The 18,508-nt window shown below is 69.0% G+C and carries 17 protein-coding genes and 1 pseudogene; 12 read left to right on the top strand and 6 right to left on the bottom strand.

Annotated features, from left to right (window positions below; genetic code table 11):
* The first annotated feature begins 4 nt into the window (after positions 1-4).
* The 3 genes from AC0Z36_RS16945 to AC0Z36_RS16935 all read left to right on the top strand — a co-directional run bounded on the left by AC0Z36_RS16945 (position 5) and on the right by AC0Z36_RS16935 (position 4,252).
* Complete coding sequence (locus AC0Z36_RS16945; RefSeq protein WP_485463732.1) at positions 5-2,020, top strand: acetyl/propionyl/methylcrotonyl-CoA carboxylase subunit alpha; 2,016 nt, start codon at positions 5-7, stop codon at positions 2,018-2,020.
* Positions 2,017-2,979 carry a hydroxymethylglutaryl-CoA lyase gene (locus AC0Z36_RS16940; RefSeq protein WP_485463731.1) on the top strand — a complete coding sequence of 321 codons (963 nt, stop codon included), beginning with the start codon at positions 2,017-2,019 and terminating at the stop codon, positions 2,977-2,979. The genes AC0Z36_RS16945 and AC0Z36_RS16940 overlap by 4 nt, the downstream gene beginning before the upstream one ends.
* A gap of 88 nt (positions 2,980-3,067) precedes the next feature.
* Positions 3,068-4,252 carry an acyl-CoA dehydrogenase family protein gene (locus AC0Z36_RS16935; protein WP_485463730.1) on the top strand — a complete coding sequence of 395 codons (1,185 nt, stop codon included), beginning with the start codon at positions 3,068-3,070 and terminating at the stop codon, positions 4,250-4,252.
* 54 nt (positions 4,253-4,306) lie between these two features.
* Here AC0Z36_RS16935 and AC0Z36_RS16930 read toward each other — a convergent pair whose 3' ends face one another.
* From AC0Z36_RS16930 to AC0Z36_RS16920, 3 genes are all read right to left on the bottom strand, one after another.
* On the bottom strand, positions 4,307-4,906 hold the full coding sequence (locus AC0Z36_RS16930) for an LURP-one-related family protein (protein WP_485463729.1): 600 nt from the start codon (positions 4,904-4,906) through the stop codon (positions 4,307-4,309).
* Positions 4,907-5,073: 167 nt separating this feature from the next.
* Positions 5,074-5,658: a maleylpyruvate isomerase family mycothiol-dependent enzyme gene (locus AC0Z36_RS16925; protein ID WP_485463728.1), complete on the bottom strand. Its 585-nt coding sequence runs from the start codon at positions 5,656-5,658 to the stop codon at positions 5,074-5,076.
* Between the two features lie 257 nt (positions 5,659-5,915).
* Positions 5,916-7,151 carry a winged helix-turn-helix domain-containing protein gene (locus tag AC0Z36_RS16920; RefSeq protein WP_485463727.1) on the bottom strand — a complete coding sequence of 412 codons (1,236 nt, stop codon included), beginning with the start codon at positions 7,149-7,151 and terminating at the stop codon, positions 5,916-5,918.
* A gap of 484 nt (positions 7,152-7,635) precedes the next feature.
* Between AC0Z36_RS16920 and crcB (AC0Z36_RS16915) the strand changes: the two genes are divergently transcribed.
* Entirely contained in the window at positions 7,636-8,133 is a 498-nt protein-coding gene (crcB, locus tag AC0Z36_RS16915) for a fluoride efflux transporter CrcB (protein ID WP_485463726.1), read from the top strand.
* On the top strand, positions 8,130-8,486 hold the full coding sequence (gene crcB / locus AC0Z36_RS16910) for a fluoride efflux transporter CrcB (protein WP_485463725.1): 357 nt from the start codon (positions 8,130-8,132) through the stop codon (positions 8,484-8,486). The genes crcB (AC0Z36_RS16915) and crcB (AC0Z36_RS16910) overlap by 4 nt, the downstream gene beginning before the upstream one ends.
* Positions 8,487-8,564: 78 nt before the next feature.
* Here the strand turns inward: crcB (AC0Z36_RS16910) and AC0Z36_RS16905 are convergent, their stop codons facing one another.
* Positions 8,565-9,395 (bottom strand): SAM-dependent methyltransferase, encoded by an 831-nt coding sequence (locus AC0Z36_RS16905; protein WP_485463724.1) that lies wholly within the window; start codon positions 9,393-9,395, stop codon positions 8,565-8,567.
* Between the two features lie 234 nt (positions 9,396-9,629).
* On the opposite strand from AC0Z36_RS16905, the gene AC0Z36_RS16900 reads away from it, so the two are divergent.
* Together AC0Z36_RS16900 and AC0Z36_RS16895 are read left to right on the top strand one after the other, a co-directional pair.
* Entirely contained in the window at positions 9,630-9,788 is a 159-nt protein-coding gene (locus tag AC0Z36_RS16900) for a hypothetical protein (RefSeq protein WP_485463723.1), read from the top strand.
* Between the two features lie 41 nt (positions 9,789-9,829).
* Positions 9,830-10,258, top strand: a pseudogene (locus tag AC0Z36_RS16895) (AIM24 family protein); the annotation flags it as partial.
* Here the strand turns inward: AC0Z36_RS16895 and AC0Z36_RS16890 are convergent.
* Both AC0Z36_RS16890 and pruA read right to left on the bottom strand, forming a co-directional pair.
* Complete coding sequence (locus AC0Z36_RS16890) at positions 10,259-11,188, bottom strand: proline dehydrogenase family protein (RefSeq protein WP_485463722.1); 930 nt, start codon at positions 11,186-11,188, stop codon at positions 10,259-10,261.
* A 150-nt stretch (positions 11,189-11,338) separates the two neighbouring features.
* The gene (gene pruA, locus AC0Z36_RS16885; protein WP_485463721.1) at positions 11,339-12,970 is read right to left on the bottom strand and encodes an L-glutamate gamma-semialdehyde dehydrogenase; all 1,632 of its coding nucleotides are present in this window, start codon (positions 12,968-12,970) and stop codon (positions 11,339-11,341) included.
* A 129-nt stretch (positions 12,971-13,099) separates the two neighbouring features.
* Here pruA and AC0Z36_RS16880 point away from each other — a divergent pair, with 129 nt between their 5' ends.
* The 5 genes from AC0Z36_RS16880 to AC0Z36_RS16860 all read left to right on the top strand — a co-directional run bounded on the left by AC0Z36_RS16880 (position 13,100) and on the right by AC0Z36_RS16860 (position 18,102).
* Positions 13,100-14,734 (top strand): helix-turn-helix domain-containing protein, encoded by a 1,635-nt coding sequence (locus AC0Z36_RS16880; protein WP_485463720.1) that lies wholly within the window; start codon positions 13,100-13,102, stop codon positions 14,732-14,734.
* 160 nt (positions 14,735-14,894) lie between these two features.
* Positions 14,895-15,653, top strand: a complete 759-nt coding sequence (locus AC0Z36_RS16875; protein WP_485463719.1) for an amino acid ABC transporter ATP-binding protein — start codon at positions 14,895-14,897, stop codon at positions 15,651-15,653.
* Positions 15,654-15,666: 13 nt separating this feature from the next.
* Positions 15,667-16,563 carry a glutamate ABC transporter substrate-binding protein gene (locus tag AC0Z36_RS16870; protein ID WP_485463718.1) on the top strand — a complete coding sequence of 299 codons (897 nt, stop codon included), beginning with the start codon at positions 15,667-15,669 and terminating at the stop codon, positions 16,561-16,563.
* Positions 16,564-16,573: 10 nt separating this feature from the next.
* The gene (locus AC0Z36_RS16865; protein ID WP_485463717.1) at positions 16,574-17,218 is read left to right on the top strand and encodes an amino acid ABC transporter permease; all 645 of its coding nucleotides are present in this window, start codon (positions 16,574-16,576) and stop codon (positions 17,216-17,218) included.
* Positions 17,219-17,226: 8 nt separating this feature from the next.
* Positions 17,227-18,102, top strand: a complete 876-nt coding sequence (locus AC0Z36_RS16860; protein ID WP_485463783.1) for an amino acid ABC transporter permease — start codon at positions 17,227-17,229, stop codon at positions 18,100-18,102.
* Positions 18,103-18,508: the final 406 nt, after the last annotated feature.

Here is an 18,508-nt window from a genome sequence, read left to right as displayed (position 1 = left end):
CAGCATGTTCACCTCTGTTCTGATCGCCAACCGCGGCGAGATCGCCGTCCGGACCACACGGACACTGCACCGCCTGGGAGTCCGCTCCGTCGCCGTCTACACCGACGCCGACCGCGACGCCCGGCACGTCCGTGACGCCGGCACCGCCGTCCGGATCACCGACTACCTCGACGGCGAAGACGTCGTACGGGCCGCACTGCGCAGCGGCGCGCAGGCCGTGCACCCCGGATACGGGTTCCTCGCCGAGAACGCCGCGTTCGCCCGCCGGGTGACCGAAGCGGGCCTGGTCTTCATCGGCCCGCCCGCCGCGGCCATCGACCTGATGGGTGACAAGATCCGGGCCAAGGAGACGGTCAGCGCGTACGGAGTCCCCGTCGTCCCCGGCAGCTCGGGCAGCGGCCTGACGGACACTCAACTCGCTGAAGCCGCCCACAAGGTCGGCCTCCCCGTACTCCTCAAACCCTCCGCCGGCGGCGGTGGCAAGGGCATGCGCCTCGTCCGCTCCTTCGACGTCCTCCTGGAAGAAATCGCTGCCGCCCGGCGGGAAGCCCAGGGCTCCTTCGGCGACGAAACACTCCTCCTCGAGCGCTGGATCGACCGACCCCGGCACATCGAGATCCAGATCCTGGCCGACGCCCACGGCAACGTCGTCCACCTCGGCGAACGCGAATGCAGCCTCCAGCGCCGGCACCAGAAGATCATCGAAGAGGCGCCCTCGGTGCTCCTCGACGACAAGACCCGGGCGGCCATGGGCGCGGCGGCCGTCGAAGCAGCCCGCTCCTGCGGCTACGTCGGCGCGGGCACGGTCGAGTTCATCGTCCCCGGCGACAACCCGGCGGACTACTTCTTCATGGAGATGAACACCCGCCTCCAGGTCGAACACCCCGTCACCGAGCTGGTCACCGGACTCGACCTCGTCGAACTGCAACTGACGGTCGCCGCGGGCGAGCCACTGCCGTTCGGCCAGGACGGCGTACGGCTGACCGGCCACGCCGTCGAAGCCCGCGTCTACGCCGAAGACCCCGACCGCGGCTTCCTCCCCACCGGCGGCACCGTCCTGACACTCCGTGAACCGGAAGGCGAGGGCGTACGGGTCGACTCGTCGCTCCTCGAAGGAACGGTCGTCGGCAGCAGCTACGACCCGATGCTGGCCAAGGTCATCGCGTACGGCCCGGACCGCGCCACGGCGCTGCGCCGTCTGCGCGCCGCGCTGGAGGACACCAAGGTCCTCGGGGTGACCACGAACACCGGCTTCCTGCACCGCCTCCTCGGCAATGAGGACGTCGTCGCCGGGCGGATCGACACCGGTCTCGTCGAGCGGGTCGTGGACGACCTGACCGACACCGGGATCCCCGTCGAAGCAGTCGTAGCGGCCGCCCTGATCGAGCATCAGGACCTGTCACCCGCCACCGGCGGCTGGACCGACCCGTTCTCCGTCCCCTCCGCCTGGCGGGTCGGCGGCCAGGCCTGGACCCCGTACGCCTTCAACACCGGTGAACTCGTCACCGTCCGGGTGCGCGACGGCCAGGTCTCCGTCGACGGTGCGCCGCCCGTCAGCTCTTCCCTTGACGGCCGCCGTGTCACGTACGACGGCCTGACCTCCACGTTCGACAGCGTCCGGAGCGGCGCCGAACACTGGATCTCGCAAGGCGCCGAAACCTGGCGACTGCGGACGTACGACCCGCTCGAAGCAGCCGCCGGGGGCACCGCGCACGGCGGGGACGGCGTACTGATCGCACCCATGCCCGGCACGGTCACCGTCGTGAAGGTGGCCGCTGGGGACAGTGTGACGCGTGGTCAGACAGTCGCCGTGGTCGAGGCGATGAAGATGGAACACGCCGTCACCGCACCGTTCGACGGGATCGTGGAACAGGTCTCCGTGACAGCCGGAGCGACCGTAGCCTTGGACGCGGTCCTCGCCGTCATCACCGAAGGGGCCGTCAACTCCGAAGGGGCCGTCAACTCCGAAGGGACCGTCATCACCGAAGGGACCGTCATCACCGAAGGGAAAGAGTCATGACCGCCCTCCCCATGGTCGTCCCCGACCCTGACTCCGGCCTCCCCGCCGCCGTCCGGATCTACGAAGTCGGCCCACGCGACGGGCTCCAGAACGAATCCAAAACGGTCCCGACTGACATCAAAGCCGAATTCATCACGCGCCTCATCGCATCCGGCCTGACCACCGTCGAGGTCGCCGGCTTCGTCCACCCCGAGTGGGTCCCCCAGCTGGCCGACGCGGCTGAACTGTGGCCGCTCGTCAAGGACTCGGACGCCGTCGCGATGCCCGTCCTCGTCCCCAACGAACGCGGCCTCGACCGGGCCCTGGCCCTCGGCGTGACGGACTTCGCCGTCTTCGCGTCCGCCACCGAGACCTTCGCGCAGCGCAACCTCAACCGGACCCTCGACACCCAGATGGAGATGTTCGCGCCGGTCATCGAACGGGCCCAGCGGACAGGGCCGGTGCGTGGCTACATCTCCATGTGCTTCGGCGACCCGTGGGAAGGGCCCGTCGATCCGGCCCAGGTCGTGCATGTCGGCCGGACACTCCTGGGGCTCGGCTGCGACGAACTCAGCCTCGGCGACACGATCGGCGTCGCCACCCCGGGTCAAGTCACCTCGCTCATCTCGGCGTTCGCTGAAGACGGCATCCCCGTCTCCGCCCTCGGCGTGCACTTCCACGACACCTACGGCCAGGCGCTGGCCAACACCTACGCCGCGCTGCTGGCCGGCGTGACCACGGTCGACGCCTCCGCCGGCGGCCTCGGCGGCTGCCCGTACGCCAAGAGCGCCACCGGCAACCTGGCCACCGAGGACCTGGTCTGGATGCTGCACGGCCTGGGCATCCGTACCGGAGTCGACCTCGGAAGACTGGCAGCCACCAGTGCCTGGATGGCCGAACAACTGGGCCGCCCCAGTCCATCGCGCACCGTCCGCGCGCTCACCGGCGCCGCCGTCGACGCCCACGGCCTCCTCCCATAACCCGCTGCAATCCCTGAACCACTCCCTCGTGTACCCGCCGCGGCGACCCCGACGGCCGGTCCACCGACACCACCTGAGGACCACACCCATGGTCGACCACCGCCTGTCCGACGAGCACCAGCAACTGCGCGACACCGTCGCGGACTTCGCCCGCGAGGTCGTGGCCCCGACCATCGGGGAGCTCTACGAGAAGCACGAGTTCCCGTACGCGATCGTCCGTGAAATGGGGAAGATGGGCCTCTTCGGCCTCCCCTTCGACGAGGAGCACGGCGGGATGGGCGGCGACATCCTCGCCTTCGGCCTGGTCCTGGAGGAACTGGCCCGTGTCGACTCGTCCGTGGCCATCACCCTCGAAGCGGCGGTCTCCCTCGGCGCCACGCCGATCTACCGGTACGGCACTGCGGAGCAGAAGGCCTACTGGCTGCCGAAACTGACGACCGGTGAGATGATCGGCGCCTTCGGCCTGACCGAGCCGGGTGCGGGCTCCGACGCGGGAGGCACCCGTACGACGGCGCGTCTCGAAGGCGACGAGTGGGTCATCAACGGCGGCAAGTGCTTCATCACGAACTCCGGTACGGACATCACCGGGTTCGTCACCGTAACCGCAGTGACGGGACTTCGATCTCCGCAGGACGGTGGAGCCACGCCCCGCGAAAGCGGGGGTAAACCGGAGATCAGCACCATCATCGTGCCGTCCGGCACCCCCGGCTTCACCGTCGCCCCGCCGTACTCGAAGGTCGGCTGGAACTGCTCGGACACCCACGAGCTCTCCTTCGACGACGTGCGTGTCCCCGCGGGCAACCTGCTCGGCGAACGGGGGCGTGGCTACGCGCAGTTCCTCAACATCCTCGACGAGGGCCGCATCGCCATCGCCGCGCTGGCGACCGGGCTCGCGCAGGGCTGTGTGGACGAGTCGGTGAAGTACGCCAAGCAGCGCGAGGCCTTCGGCCGGCCGATCGGTGCCAATCAGGCCGTCCAGTTCATGCTCGCCGACATGGAACTCAAAGCGCACATGGCCCGCCTCGCGTGGCGTGACGCCGCCGCGAAGGCGTCCAACGGCGAGCCGTTCAAGAAGGACGCCGCCATCGCGAAGCTGTACTCCTCCACCGTCGCGGTGGACAACGCCCGCAACGCCACCCAGATCCACGGCGGGTACGGGTTCATGAACGAGTACCCCGTCGCCCGCTTCTGGCGCGACAGCAAGATCCTGGAGATCGGCGAGGGGACGAGCGAGGTCCAGCGCATGCTGATCGCCCGCGAACTGGGCTTCTAGCAAAAGTCGGACGGCCCCGGGGACGCACATCCCCGGGGCCGTCCGCATGCGCGCCTACCGGTTCTGGATCGCGTCCATCGCCACCGCGACGGAGATCGCCAGGCGCCGGTCCATCGTCGGGTCCGGCATCGTCACCAGGTACTGGTCACGCAGCTTCATCTGACGCTCGACGTGCAGCACCGGGGTGCCGGTCTCGCTGACGAAGTCGAAGTGGTACGTCGGGGCGGGCAGCCAGGCGCCCACGTACGGGATGAGGCCCCACACGCGGCGCAGGATCGCGCCGAACAGGCTCCGCTCCTGGCCGGTCGCGCGCGGCGCGTCCGGGCGGTCCAGGTGCCAGGTCGAGCGCAGCAGCGACTTCTTGAAGTCCTTGGAGAACGTGCCGAGGTTCTTGCCCTCGACGCCCGTCACGTCGTGCTGGGCCTTGATGTCCAGCATCTGCCGGGCCTTGAATCGGCCCAGTTCCTGGGTCTTCGTGTCGTCCGTGTACAGGACGACCTCTTCCTTCAGCTTGCCGCGCTTCTGCTGCGCGAAGGCGATGACCGGGCCGTGCTTGCCGTCGGGGTTCACCAGGTGCACAACGTACTGGTTGACGAGCGGCCGGAAGTTCTGCCGGATTATGAACTGGGTCTCGTTCTGGAACGGCATGGTCATGCTGGTGTGGTCCCCCATGGGAAAACACGCGCCACTCCGGAGCGGGACGCGTGCAGGTGATCGAATACGCAGAATCTACTGGCCGGGGATCCCTTGTCCGTTGCCGAGACCTGATTGGAGTCAAGTTGAAGTCAACTCGGAGTCAACTTCGCGAGCCGGTGTACCGCCTATCGCACGTCGTCACCGGTGCATGACGTCCCGTCAAGTGTTCTGACGTCCAGGTGCACTGTGTGCCGCAGCCGCGCGCCGGGTTCAGGGGTGAGGCCCAGTGCGTCGTAGATGTCCTGCCCGTGCGCCCAGGTCTCCCGCAGCCGCGCGGTGACCGCCGAGGCCGCGCTCATGTCCTGCCCGTACCAGGGGACACGTTGCGCGGGATCCAGCGGCCCGTAGGCCAGGATCAACTCGCCGCGGGTGTAGCGGAACCAGGAGAGCAGCCGCTTGGGCGCCGTCGCCTGATGCTGCTTGCTCACAGCGTCAATGCTGTGGCCACCCGGGGGACGACCCCCGCACCCCCGACCGGCACCCCGCGCCGACTCTTCATTCCGTCGCAGCTGAAAGCGGGTCACATCCGCCACCGCGAGCACCGCCGACTCGTCGAAGTAGGCGAGGTGGCTCACCTGGTCGCGGATCGCCCAGCCGGCCGCGGGGGTCGGGAGATCCCAGTCCCCGGGCCCGAGCGAGGCGAGCACAGCCTCCAGCTCGACCGACTCGGTTCGCAGGTCACTGAGTAGTTCCATGAGATCGACTGCCATGTGCCGCTCCCCGTTCGGCCGGATGTCCGCGCCAGACCCTAGTCAGGGATCACATCCAGCGGAAGGGGCAGTGCGGACCGTTTCGGCGGACAACTTGATCGTTGTGTTCAGGTTGTGGTGACTCCCGAACCCCCCCGCGAGTAACAATCAAGACCTCCGCCGCCGCGACTCCAGCGTCGCGCGCACGTCCCGCACCATCTGCTGCGGGTGACGGCGCACTGTTTCGCCACGCTGATCATGACGCCCTGCCTGCTTCTTCAGGCGAGCAGCGCCTGCAGAGCCCCCCGCGCGCCCTCCGGGTGCACCCGCTCCAGCCGCACCGCTGTGCAGCCGACCCACTCCGCCGCCTCGCGCAGCGCGTCAGCCATCGCGAGCAGGTGCTTCTCCGGCACCCGCGGGCCCGACTCGAAGGACAGCTGACGGGCGATCAGGGTCTGTCCCTCGCGTGCGGGATCGACCCGGCCGATCAGTCGGCCGCCGGCCAGCAGTGGCATCACGAAGTAGCCGTGCTCGCGCTTGTGCTTGGGGACGTACGCCTCAAGGCGGTGGGTGAAGCCGAACAGTCGCGCCGTACGCGGCCGGTCCCACACGAGGGAGTCGAACGGCGAGAGCAGCGTTGTGCGGTGGCGTCCCTTCGCCGGGACCGCCAGTGCGGCGGGGTCGGCCCAGGCCGCGCCGGTGGAACCAGCTGTGCCCGCCGGACCAGCTGTGCCCGTGGAACCGGCGGCGCCCCAGCCCGCCACCTCGACCGGCACCAGACCGGAGTCGGCCACGACGGCGTCGACCTGCTGCCGCGTCAGGCGGTACTGGTCCATGAGGTCGGCCCTGGTGGCCACCCCGAGCTGCCGGCCCGCGTAGCCGACGAGTCGCCGTACGCACTCTGTGTCGTCCAGGTCGGTCGCGAACAGCGGCGCGGGGATCGCCCGTTCGGCCAAGTCGTAGACGCGTTTCCAGCTGCGGCGCCGCACGCACACCACGTCACCGGAGGCGAGCGCCTGCTCGACGGCCTTCTTGGTGTCGGACCAGTCCCACCATTCACCCTTGTTCTTGGAACCGCCCAATTGAGTGGCCGTCAGCGGGCCCTCGTCGGTGAGCTGCCGCAGCACCTTGCCGTACGTGCCCTCGGTGATCTCCCGGCCCCACAGGTGCCCTCGCTCGCGGTAGCGGCGTCGGCGGAAGGCGAACAGCGGCCACTCCTCGACTGGCAGGATGCACGCGGCGTGCGACCAGTACTCGAAGGTGCCCGCCCGACCCCAGTAGGCGTCCTCGACGGTGGTTCGGCCGACGGCGCCGAGACGGGCGTACGGGACCAGCTCGTGTGACCGGGCCAGGGTGGAGATGGTGTCCAGTTGGACGGCGCCGAGGCGCTGGAGCGCTCCGGGCACGCCCGAGCGCCGGTCGGGCGCGCCGAGGAGGCCCTGGGCGCGCAACGCGATCCGCCGGGCGTCGTCGGCGCTGAGGGAGACGGTGGGGGTGGGAACCGGATCAGCCATGGTGAGCAGACTAGAACATTCGTTCGTATGCATGGGTGGGGGAGTCCGGGAATTCACCCGTATGGGAAACGAAACGATGGGCGGTCACGTTACGGCCCGGCCGCAGTCGGCCGCCGGGCCGTGACCGCGGTGCGCGCGAAGCCGTACGCTGCCCCGTAGTTCACCCATGTGACGATCTGCGGTGGTTTCCGGCCCCGGGTCCGTTGTGAGCTCAGAACCATTGCGGGCTCAAGGCCCCGGCGTGCCGCGGTACGGAAACCTCCCGGCGGGTCGCCTCCCGTGCGCGCGAGGTAGAGGTCCCGTGAAGGCACCCTCCTACGACCCGGCCAGCCCGGCCAGTCAGGGCCGATGGATCAGTCGGGTCCGATGGGCCAGTCGGGTCCGATGGGCCCCGGCACCGGACCGGCGCCCGGAGCGTACTGACCCCGGTTGTTACCCTCCGTGCGGAGCCTGGAGTCAGGTTCCGCACGGCAGGAGACACACGTTGACCCAACCGGCGGCCGGTGAACCGGTCGACCCCGATATCGACCCGCACGTCCACGCGCGGCGCCGTGACGCGGCCCGCGGCCAGTGGTCCGGCGTCGGAGCGGTCTCCCTGGGGGGCGGCGTCGGCGCGAGCGCCCGCTACGGGGCCGCGCTCCTGTGGCCTACCGCGACCGACGCCTTCCCCTGGACGACGCTGCTGGTCAACGTGGCCGGCTGTGCGCTGATCGGGGTCCTGATGTCGGTGCTCGCAGAAACGCGCAACCCCCACCGGCTGGTACGGCCGTTCCTCGGCACGGGTGTGCTCGGCGGGTTCACCACATTCTCGACGTACGCGGTCGACATCCGGCGGCTGGTGGAGGAAGGTCACGCGGCGGCCGGCCTGCTCTACCTCGTAGGCACCCTCGTGGCCGCGCTGCTCGCGGTCTGGGCCGCGGCGACGCTGAGCCGCCGCCTGCTGGCCCACCTGCTGCCCCGTCGGGTGGGGGTGTCCACGTGAACTGGCTGTGTGTGGTCCTCGGCGCGATGGCCGGTGCCCCACTGCGCTATCTGACGGACCGTACGGTCCAGTCGAAGCACGAATCGGCTTTTCCCTGGGGCACGTTCACCGTCAATGTGCTGGGCTGCCTGGTCCTCGGCCTGCTCGCCGGGCTCGCCGTGGGGAGCCGCTGGCAACTGCTCCTCGGCACCGGACTGTGTGGCGCGCTGACGACGTATTCGACCTTCTCGTACGAGACGCTGCGGCTCGCCGAGACGGGTGAACGTCTCCTGGCCGTGGCCAACGCGGCCGCCTCGGTGGTGGCGGGCCTCGGCGCGGTGTTCGCGGGGGTGGCCATGGCGCAGGCTTTCTGAGCCCGGGTCCGCGGCGGCGGCCGTCGCGCAGGAGTTCGGAGCACGAACACCCGCGCGACAGCGGAACTACCCCTGGAGCTACGGCTTCCGGGCCATGCCCGCGTAGTAGTACGCCCCGAACGGGTCGGCCGGCTCGCTGTCCGGCTTCCACGCCATCACCGGCACGACGCCGGGCTCGACGACCTCCCAGTCCGCGAAGAAACGGGTGAAGTCGGCCCTGTCGCGGGCGGTCAGGGTCATTCCGGCACCGGCGGCCGCAGCGAGCGCACCGTCCATGCCGGCCTTGTTGAAGTCGCCCGTGGTGTGCGTCAGCGTCACGTAGCTGCCGGACGGCAGGGCGTCCAGGAGCGACTTGACCATGCTCCAGGGGTCCTCCTCGTCTTTCACCAGCATGAGGATCGCGACCAGCATCAGTGCGACCGGCTGGTCGAAGTCCAGTGTCCGGACCACCGCCGGGTCGGACAGGATCTGATCCGGCTGTCGCAGGTCGGCGTGGACGTACGCGGTCTCACCCTTGCCGGGCCCGGCCATCAGCGCACGGGCGTGCGCGAGCACGATCGGGTCGTTGTCGACGTACACGACCTTCACGTCGGGTGCGATCGCGTGCGCGACCTCGTGCACGTTGCCCTCGGTGGGGATGCCCGTCCCGATGTCGAGGAACTGCCGGATGCCCTTCTCCGACACGAGGTCCCGCACCGCCCGGCCGAGGAACGCGCGGTTGGCGCGGGCCATCACCTTGATGGTGGGGATGGCCTGCATGATGCCCTCACCCAACGCCCGGTCGGGGGCGAAGTTGGTCCGGCCGCCCAACCAGTAGTCGTACATCCGCGCGGAGTGCGGAACGCTCGTGTCTATCGTGCCGGGCGCCGGGTCGTTGTTCTCCGACGTCTGATTCTGCGTGTCACTCATCAAGCCCGCCCTGCACCGAGATCCGATGATCGTGTAGCCGCCCAGCCTAGCGACGGCTGCCTCCGGAGCGGGTTGTTCCGCCGTCAAAAGCCTTGAACAGTAAGGGATTCCCGCACAACTATCGAATGGTTGGGATGGCTATTGTGTGATGTGTGCGGAGTGCTGCCGGTCCATCCGTGCGAAATGTTCATCCGGAACGTCCACCCGAACCCCGAACCCCGGAGGCACATATGGGTGCCCGTCTTGACCACGTCGTCCTGTGGGTGCAGGACCAGCACCGCGCACTCGACTTCTTCCGCGAAGTGGTTCGGTCTCCACGAGGTCCGCGGCACGGAGTTCCGCGCGGGCGAAGTGTCGTTCCCCGTGATCGAGGAGCGGTGCTACGCGGAGTAGGCGCACACGTCGGTTAGCGTCCGTCCGCCCGGACTTCACGAGGGGGAAACACCATGGCCCGGCAGTACGAAATCGTCGGTAACGCGATGCAGGCCGGGCAGCGGGTGCTCGCGGGCGAGTCGATCGCGTTCCAGTACTACACGTGTTCCAGCGGCGAGGGCGTGCTCGGCTTCGCGGGAGTGGTGCCCGGGGAAATGCGCGCCCTGACGCTCGACGGCACCCGTGCCTGGTTCGCCCAGAAGGACGCCTTCGTCGCGGCCGAGTCCACCGTCGACTTCGGCATCGCCTTCTCCGGCCTCAGCGCGGGGCGCAGCGGCGGTGCGGGCCTGAAGCTCGCCACGCTGGAGGGTGACGGCAAGGTCATCCTCCAGTCGATGACGCCGGAGGCGCTGGCCGGTGCGCTGAACAAGGCCAAGGGCGACGACATGCGCGGCCCGACCGGCGGGAAGTTCTCCGGCAGCAGAGGTTGATCAGCTCTTAGTCAGCATCGACCGGACGAAGAACGCCACGTTCGCCGGACGCTCGGCCAGGCGGCGCATGAAGTAGCCGTACCACTGGTCGCCGTACGGGAGGTACACCCGCATGGTGTCGCCGCGGTCGGCGATGCGCTGCTGCTCGTCGGGGCGGATCCCGAACAGCATCTGGTATTCGAAACTGTCCGGCTTGCGGCCCGCCTCGGCGGCGAGGGAGTCCGCGATGTCGATCAGCCGCGGGTCGTGCGACGCGACCATCGGGTAGCCGTCGCCCTGCATGAGGACCTTCAGCGCCCGGACGTACGCCTTGTCGACGTCGGCCTTGCCCTGGAACGCCACCGACGCGGGCTCCTTGTAGGCGCCCTTGCACAGCCGGACGCGCGACCCGGGCCCGGAGAACTCCAGGCAGTCGGCCTCGGTGCGGTGCAGGTAGGCCTGGAGCACGACACCCAGCCACGGGAAGTCCGCGCGCAGGTCACGCGCGATCGACAGCGTCGAGTCGGTGGTGGTGTGGTCCTCCATGTCGAGGGTCACCGTGGTGCCGACCTCGCCCGCCTTCTCGCAGATCAGGCGGGCGTTGTCGAGGGCGATCCGCTCGCCGTCCTTCGGCAGGAACTGCCCCACGGCCGACAGCTTGACCGAGACCTCGGCCTGCGCGCCGAGCCCCGCGCGGTCCAGCTCGGTCAGCAGCGTGACGTAGGCGTCGACGGTGCCCTGGGCCTGGGCGGCGTCGCGGGTGTCCTCGCCGAGGTGGTCGAGGGTGACCTTCAAGCCCTGGTCGGCGAGCGTACGGGTCGCCCGTACGGCCTCGGCGACGTTGTCTCCGGGGATGAAGCGGTGCACGACCGGGCGGGTCAGCGGAGACCGCTCGACGATCGTGCGGATACCTGCCGACCGGGACGCGGCGAGGAGGGCGGAACGGAGCATGGGGTTCTCCATGGACACAGGCTGAGAGGTGGAACGGCCGGGGCGGACAGGGGTGGTTGTCCGCCCCGACCGGGTCTGGTGAGGTGCAGCACTTCTACCCGGAATCACCGGACGGAGTCCGGCAGGCGAGGCGAAGCCGAGCAGTCGGACTCAAGCGCCCATGTGCGGGTAGCGGTAATCCGTCGCCGGGACGAACGTCTCCTTGACGGACCGCTGCGACGTCCAGCGCATCAGGTTCTGCGGCGCGCCCGCCTTGTCGTTCGTGCCCGACGAGCGGGCCCCGCCGAACGGCTGCTGCCCGACGACCGCGCCCGTGGGCTTGTCGTTGATGTAGAAGTTGCCCGCCGCGAACCGCAGCACGTCCATCGTGTGCGCCGCCGCCGCGCGGTCCTGCGCGATGACCGCGCCGGTCAACGCGTAGTCGGACACCGACTCCATCTGCGTGAGCATCGCGTCGTACGCGTCGTCCTCGTACACATGCACGGCCAGGATCGGGCCGAAGTACTCCGTACGGAAGATCTCGTGACCCGGGTCGCCGCACACCAGGAGCGTCGGGCGGATGAAGAAGCCCTTCGAGTCGTCGTACGTGCCGCCGGCCGCGACCTCGACCGCGCCGTCAGCCGCTGCACTGTCCAGCGCGGCCTTGTTCTTCGCGAACGCGCGCTCGTCGATGACCGCGCCCATGAAGTTCGACAGGTCCGTGACATCGCCCATCGTCAGCGACTCGACCTCGGCGATGAGCTCGTCGTGGAACTTCGACTCCCAGATGGAGCGCGGCACGTAAGCACGCGACAGCGCCGAGCACTTCTGGCCCTGGAACTCGAACGCCCCGCGGACCATCGCGGTCTTCAGCACCGCCGGGTCGGCGGACGGGTGTGCGACCAGGAAGTCCTTGCCGCCGGTCTCGCCGACAAGGCGCGGGTACGAACGGTAGCCTGCGATGTTCATGCCGACCGTCTTCCACAGGTGCTGGAAGGTCGCGGTCGAACCGGTGAAGTGGATTCCCGCCAAGTCGCGGTGCGGCAGCGCGACTTCGGACACCTCAAGGCCGTCGCCGGTCACCATGTTGATGACGCCGGCGGGCAGTCCCGCCTCTTCGAGGACGCGCATCAGCAGGTGCGCGGAGAACTGCTGCGTCGGCGACGGCTTCCACACGACCACATTGCCCATGAGCGCGGGCGCGGTCGGCAGGTTGCCCGCGATGGCCGTGAAGTTGAACGGCGTGATCGCGTACACGAAGCCCTCAAGCGGGCGGTGGTCCGTACGGTTCCACACACCCGGCGAGGAGATCGGCTGCTGCGTCAGGATCTGGCGCGCGAAGTGCACGTTGAAGCGCCAGAAGTCGACCAGCTCGCACGGGGTGTCGATCTCGGCCTGCTGTGCCGTCTTGGACTGGCCGAGCATCGTCGCGGCGGCGAGCGCCTCACGCCACGGGCCCGACACCAGGTCGGCGGCCTTCAGGAAGATCGCGGCACGGTCGTCGAACGGCATCGCGCGCCAGGCCGGCGCCGCGGCGAGGGCGGCGTCGATCGCGTCCTGCGCGTCCTGCTTTGTCGCGTTGTTCAGGGTGCCGAGCACAGCGGCGCGGTTGTGCGGCTGCACGACCGCGAAGGCGGAACCGCCACCCATCCGCTGCTCACCGTTGATCGTGCAGGTGAGGTCGATCGGATGCGCGGCCAGCTCGGTCAGCTCGGCTTCCAGGCGGGCCCGCTCGGGGCTGCCCGGGGCATACCCGTGGATCGGCTCGTTGACCGGGGCGGGAACGTTCGTCACGGCATCCACGGGCGGGCTCCTAGATTGGGAAAACAAGTGCAACGGGACGCAACGTTATGTGCGGCTACTGCTGAGGTTTTTGTGCGATTGGCTAGGATTTCCCTTATCCGCTTGTCCATCTGTACAAAATCCTTTGAGGTGTCCGTGGAAGAGGTCTCCGGAGCCCGGCTCCGCGACGTGCTGATCGCCCTCGGGGATCCCCTGGTGGAACCCCTCGTCGTGCCCGCCGGGCTCGACGTCGAAGTCCGGGACGTCGTGATCCTCGACCCTGACGACGACGTCGAGGTCGGCCCCGGTGACTTCGTCCTGGTGATCGGCGCCCGGGGCCGCGCCGCCGCCCCCATCGTCCGCGCCGCCGGCCGAAAGGGCGCGGTGGCGGTCGCCGTCAAAGGCGCGGAACGCGGTGAATCACTACGCCAGGCGGCCGAAGACGTCGGCACGGCACTGCTGACCGTCCGCACCGGCGTCCGCTGGCAGCACCTCGAAGCACTCATCCGCTCCGTCGTCGGGAACAACCGGGTGACCGGCGACCCCGGCGAGGAGGGCGACCTGTTCGCCCTCGCCCAGACGGTCGCCGCGCTCACCGGCGGCATCGTCTCCATCGAGGACACCGCCAACCGCGTCCTGGCCTACTCCCGCTCCTCGGCGGAGGACGAGGTCGACGAACTGCGCCGGCTCTCCATCCTGGGCCGCCAGGGACCCGAGCCCTACCTGGCACTCCTGCGTGAATGGGGCGTCTACCAGCGCCTGCGCGATTCAGAGGAAGTCGTACGGATCGACGCGCGCGCGGACCTCGGCATCCGGCGGCGCCTGGCCGTCGGCATCCACGCGGGCGACCGCACCCTCGGCGCGATCTGGGTCCAGGAGGCCGGCCGGCCACTCGCGGAACGCGCCGACAACGCACTCCTGGGCGCGGCCCGCGTCGCGGCACTGCAACTCATCCGCCAGCGGGGGGAGGGCAGCGCCGCGCTGCGCCTGCGCGAGAACCTCCTGGCCGGGCTCCTCGAAGGCCGGATGGAAGCCGCCCCCGTCGCCGTACAGATCGGGGCCGACGCCGCGAAACCCGCGGTCGTCGTCGCCTTCGCCGTCCACCAGGACGGCGCCGACCGCGCCGGACTCGAACTGCGGCGGGCGGAGCTGACCGGGCTCCTCTCCGTACACGCGGCGGCCTATCGCCGCAGCGCTCTTGTCACCTCACTGGGGGCACGCACGTACGCGCTCCTCCCCGATCTGCCCCCCACCGCGTTCACCCGGGGGCTGAACCCACAGCGGCGGACGCCGCAGGCCCCCGGACCCCCGGCCTGGGAACCCTTGGTCCGCGGCCTGGTGAAAGAGGTCGTCAGCGCGGCCAGAGGCCACGTCGGCGCCCGCGTACAGGCGGCCGTCGGCTCGGTCGTCCCGCGCCTGGGCGACGCGGCCACCTCCCGGCAGGAGGCCGACTGGGTGATGGACTCCATGGACGCGCGGACGGACATCGCCACCCTGGACGACGTAAGGGCCGCCGTCCTCGTCCAGCGCACCCTGCGTCTCCTGGCCGACGCGCCCAAACTGCGCGACCCGGGGATCACCGCACTGCTCGACCAGGAACCGCAGTTGGCCCTGTCGCTGCGCGCCTACCTGGACGCCTTCGGCGACGTGAAACGCGCGGCGGGGACGCTGAACGTGCACCCCAACACCCTGCGCTACCGGCTGCGCCGGGCCGTCGAGGTGGGCGGTCTGGACCTGGACGATCCGGAGCAGCGGCTGTTCGCCGCACTCCAGTTGCGGCTCTGAGCCGACCGCTGTCCGGCATAGGGGTGATTCACCGTCACCCGTACGGATGCGTTATCGGGAAAACGCCTCAATAGCCGCATAAAGTGCGACCAGAAGGTCGGCGGGAGATTTCACCCCCCCGCCGCCCGCACCCTGTCGGCGTCGAGAGTGAGCAACGCCCATGGCACCACCCCAGGCCACCGCCGACCCGCTCATTGAAATGCGCGGGGTCAACAAATACTTCGGGGACCTGCACGTCCTCCAGGACATCGACCTCACCGTGGCACGCGGTGAGGTCGTCGTCGTGATCGGGCCCTCCGGCTCGGGCAAGTCCACGCTGTGCCGGGCCATCAACCGTCTGGAGCCCATCCAGTCCGGCGAGATCAGCATCGACGGCACACCACTGCCCGAAGAGGGCAAGGAACTGGCCCGGCTGCGCGCCGACGTCGGCATGGTCTTCCAGTCGTTCAACCTCTTCGCACACAAGACCGTGCAGCAGAACGTGACACTCGCGCAGATCAAAGTGCGCAAGCGCAGCGCGGCGGAGGCGGAGACGATCACCCGGGAACTCCTGGAGCGGGTCGACATGGCCGCGCACGCGGGCAAGTTCCCCGCACAGTTGTCCGGCGGGCAGCAGCAACGCGTGGCCATCGCCCGCGCGCTCGCGATGAACCCCAAGGCGATGCTCTTCGACGAGCCCACCTCGGCGCTCGACCCGGAGATGATCAACGAGGTCCTGACCGTCATGCAGGACCTCGCCCGCGAAGGCATGACCATGGTCGTGGTCACCCACGAGATGGGCTTCGCCCGCTCCGCCGGCAACCGGGTGGTCTTCATGGCCGACGGGAAGATCATCGAAGAGGCCCCGCCGGAGGAGTTCTTCCAGGCGCCCAAAAGCGAACGCGCCCGGGACTTCCTGTCCAAGATCCTGAAGCACTGACGGGGTGAGGCCAGTGCGAAAAAAATACGTAGCGACCGCCGCGCTCGTGCTGCTCATCGCGGTACCGGCCTGCGGACGCCCCGGCACACCCCCGCCCAAAGGCCCGAAACCCGGCGCCCTCCCCACCTACCAGGTGCGCGAGGACGCGGACTTCCCCGACTCCGGCACCTGGAAGTCCGCACACGACCGCGGACACCTCGTCGTCGGGACCAAGGAGGACCAGCCGTTCCTCGCCCAGCGCGACCCCTCCTCCGGGCGCTACTCGGGCTTCGACGTCGAGATCGCCAAAATGGTCGGCGCCTACCTCGGATTCCCCGCCGACCGCATCGACTTCAAGTCGATCGCCTCCGCCAACCGCGAGACCGCACTCGCCAACGGCCAGGTCGACTACTACGTCGGCACCTACACGATCAACGACAACCGCAAGAAGCTCATCGGCTTCGCCGGCCCGTACTACATGGCCGGACAGAGCCTCCTGGTGCGCGCGGACGAGAAGAAGATCAACGGCCCCGGCGACCTCGCGGGCAAGAAAGTCTGCTCGGCGGCCGGATCCTCCACGCTCCAGCGGATCCAGAAGGACTACAAGAAGGCCATCCCGGTCGCCTACGACAGCTACGCAGTCTGCGTCGACAACCTCATCACCGGCCAGGTCGACGCGGTCACCACCGACGACACGATCCTCCTCGGCTACGCAGCCAAGGTCCCCGACGAGATCAAGGTCGTCGGCAAGCCCTTCTCCAAGGAGCCGTACGGCATCGGCGTCCCCAAGAACGACAACAGCCTCCGCAGTGCCGTCAACGACGCCGTCAAGGCGCACGAGGACAACGGCGACTGGAAGAAGGCGTACGACGCCACCCTCGGCCTGTCCGGCATGCCCGCGCCGCAGCCCCCACCCATCGACCGGTACTGAAAGGGGCGGTATGAACGTCCTGTTCGACAACCTCGACCTGTACTGGGACGGGTTCTGGGGCACCGTCAAAATCACCGTCCTGGCATCCGTACTCGCCCTGGTCCTCGGCTTTGTCATGGCCGGGTTCCGGGTCTCACCCGTCGGCGTGCTGCGCACATTCGGCGCGGCCTGGGTCACGGTGCTGCGCAACACCCCACTGACGCTGCTGTTCTTCGCGGTGGTGCTCGGCTTGCCCCGGTTCGACATCATGCTGCCGTTCACCGTCTTCGCGGTGGTGGCACTGGGCTGCTACACCTCGGCGTTCATCTGCGAGGTCGTCCGGTCCGGCATCAACACGGTGCCGGTGGGCCAGGGCGAAGCCGCCCGGTCCCTCGGCATGACCTTCGGCCAGACCCTGACGGGCATCGTCCTGCCGCAGGCGTTCCGTACGGTCATCCCGCCGCTGGGTTCGACGCTCATCGCGCTGGCGAAGAACTCGGCCATCGCCGGGTCGTTCAGCGTGCTCGAGCTCCTCTCCACCTACAAGACCCTCAACGAAAACGGCTACAGCATCATCTGGACGTTCGTCTGGATCGCTGTCGGCTACCTCATCATCACTCTGGCGATCAGCGCGGTGTTCAACGTGCTGGAGCGCCGGTTCGGAGTCGTCGGATGAGTACCCCGATGCTGACGGACAAGGCACCGAAGGCCGCGAAGAAGTCGGCCGTGCCGTCCAACGCGCTGTACGACATCCCGGGCCCGAAGGCCCGCGCCAGGCACAGGGCCTATGGCGTCGCCGCCGGGGTCCTGGTGGCGCTGCTCCTGGCGTGGGTGGTCTACAAGCTGGTCGACAGCGGCCAGTTCACTGTGGAGAAGTGGCGCCCGTTCATCTACAAGGGTGTCCAGGACCTCCTGGTCGACGGCCTGCTGAACACGCTGAAGGCGTTCTTCTTCGCGGCCGTGTTCTCCCTGGTTTTCGGCGCGCTGTTCGCCGCGGGCCGGCTGAGCGACCACAAGCCGGTGCGCTGGATCTCCACGCTCGTCGTGGAGTTCTTCCGGGCGATGCCGCTGCTGGTGATGATCTTCTTCATCTTCATCGCGCTCCAGGTCGCGCCGCTGTGGGCGCTGGTCACCGGACTCACGCTCTACAACGGCTCCGTCCTCGCGGAGGTGTTCCGGGCCGGCGTCAACGCGGTGCCCAAAGGGCAGAGTGAGGCGTCGTACGCGCTCGGCATGCGCAAGACACAGGTGATGGTGAACATCCTGATCCCGCAGGCCGCGCGCGCGATGCTCCCGGCCATCATCAGCCAACTGGTCGTCGCGCTGAAGGACACCTCGCTGGGTTACCTGATCACGTACGAGGAGTTCCTCCACGCGGGCAAGCTCATCGCCACGAACCTGGACTACGGGCTGCCGTTCATCCCCGTGGTGCTGGTGATCGGGCCGATCTACATCGGCATGTGTGTGGTGCTGTCCGGGCTGGCACGGTGGATCGACAAGCGCGGGCGGCGGAGTCCGGTGGCGAAGGCCGCCGCGGAGGCGCGGGTGGCGCCGGTGTAGTTCGGCGGGTGCTCAGGGGGAACCAGGATCCCCGTGTATCTCAGAGGCCTTTCTGACCTCCCGGGTATACGGGGATCTCTGCTGTCCACTCAGATCGCGTGCGGCGCGCACTTTGGCGCCGACGCGCAGCGTCAAAACAGTGGGCATGGGCAGTGCCCCCGTCTCTCCCCTTGGCAGGATGTGCCGAAGAGTCACACTTGCACGGGCCACTGACAGCCCTCAACGCAATTTCCGCTTGCGCGGGGCTGAGGTACGACTGGTATTGCTGAACTGCAACTGAACTACCGCTGGAGCCGTGGGGGGGGGGGGGGGGGGGGGGCCCCCCCCCGGGGGGGCCCCCCCGGGGGGGCGGGGGGGGCCCCGCCCGCGCCCGGCGCCGGCCCCACCACCCCGGGGGGGGGCGGGC

The sequence above is a fragment of the Kitasatospora sp. UYEF31 genome (assembly GCF_057291755.1).
This window is presented reverse-complemented; position numbering and strand designations above follow the sequence as displayed.

Excerpts from the sequence above, each read along its gene's own strand:
- AC0Z36_RS16940 (WP_485463731.1), top strand. The coding sequence starts at position 2,017 with ATGACCGCCCTCCCCATGGTCGTCCCCGACCCTGACTCCGGCCTCCCC.
- AC0Z36_RS16930 (WP_485463729.1), bottom strand. The coding sequence starts at position 4,906 with ATGACCATGCCGTTCCAGAACGAGACCCAGTTCATAATCCGGCAGAAC.
- AC0Z36_RS16920 (WP_485463727.1), bottom strand. The coding sequence starts at position 7,151 with ATGGCTGATCCGGTTCCCACCCCCACCGTCTCCCTCAGCGCCGACGAC.
- AC0Z36_RS16875 (WP_485463719.1), top strand. The coding sequence starts at position 14,895 with ATGGCACCACCCCAGGCCACCGCCGACCCGCTCATTGAAATGCGCGGG.
- AC0Z36_RS16860 (WP_485463783.1), top strand. The coding sequence starts at position 17,227 with ATGCTGACGGACAAGGCACCGAAGGCCGCGAAGAAGTCGGCCGTGCCG.
- AC0Z36_RS16935 (WP_485463730.1), top strand. The coding sequence starts at position 3,068 with ATGGTCGACCACCGCCTGTCCGACGAGCACCAGCAACTGCGCGACACC.
- AC0Z36_RS16865 (WP_485463717.1), top strand. The coding sequence starts at position 16,574 with ATGAACGTCCTGTTCGACAACCTCGACCTGTACTGGGACGGGTTCTGG.
- AC0Z36_RS16905 (WP_485463724.1), bottom strand. The coding sequence starts at position 9,395 with ATGAGTGACACGCAGAATCAGACGTCGGAGAACAACGACCCGGCGCCC.
- AC0Z36_RS16925 (WP_485463728.1), bottom strand. The coding sequence starts at position 5,658 with ATGGCAGTCGATCTCATGGAACTACTCAGTGACCTGCGAACCGAGTCG.
- AC0Z36_RS16890 (WP_485463722.1), bottom strand. The coding sequence starts at position 11,188 with ATGCTCCGTTCCGCCCTCCTCGCCGCGTCCCGGTCGGCAGGTATCCGC.
- AC0Z36_RS16945 (WP_485463732.1), top strand. The coding sequence starts at position 5 with ATGTTCACCTCTGTTCTGATCGCCAACCGCGGCGAGATCGCCGTCCGG.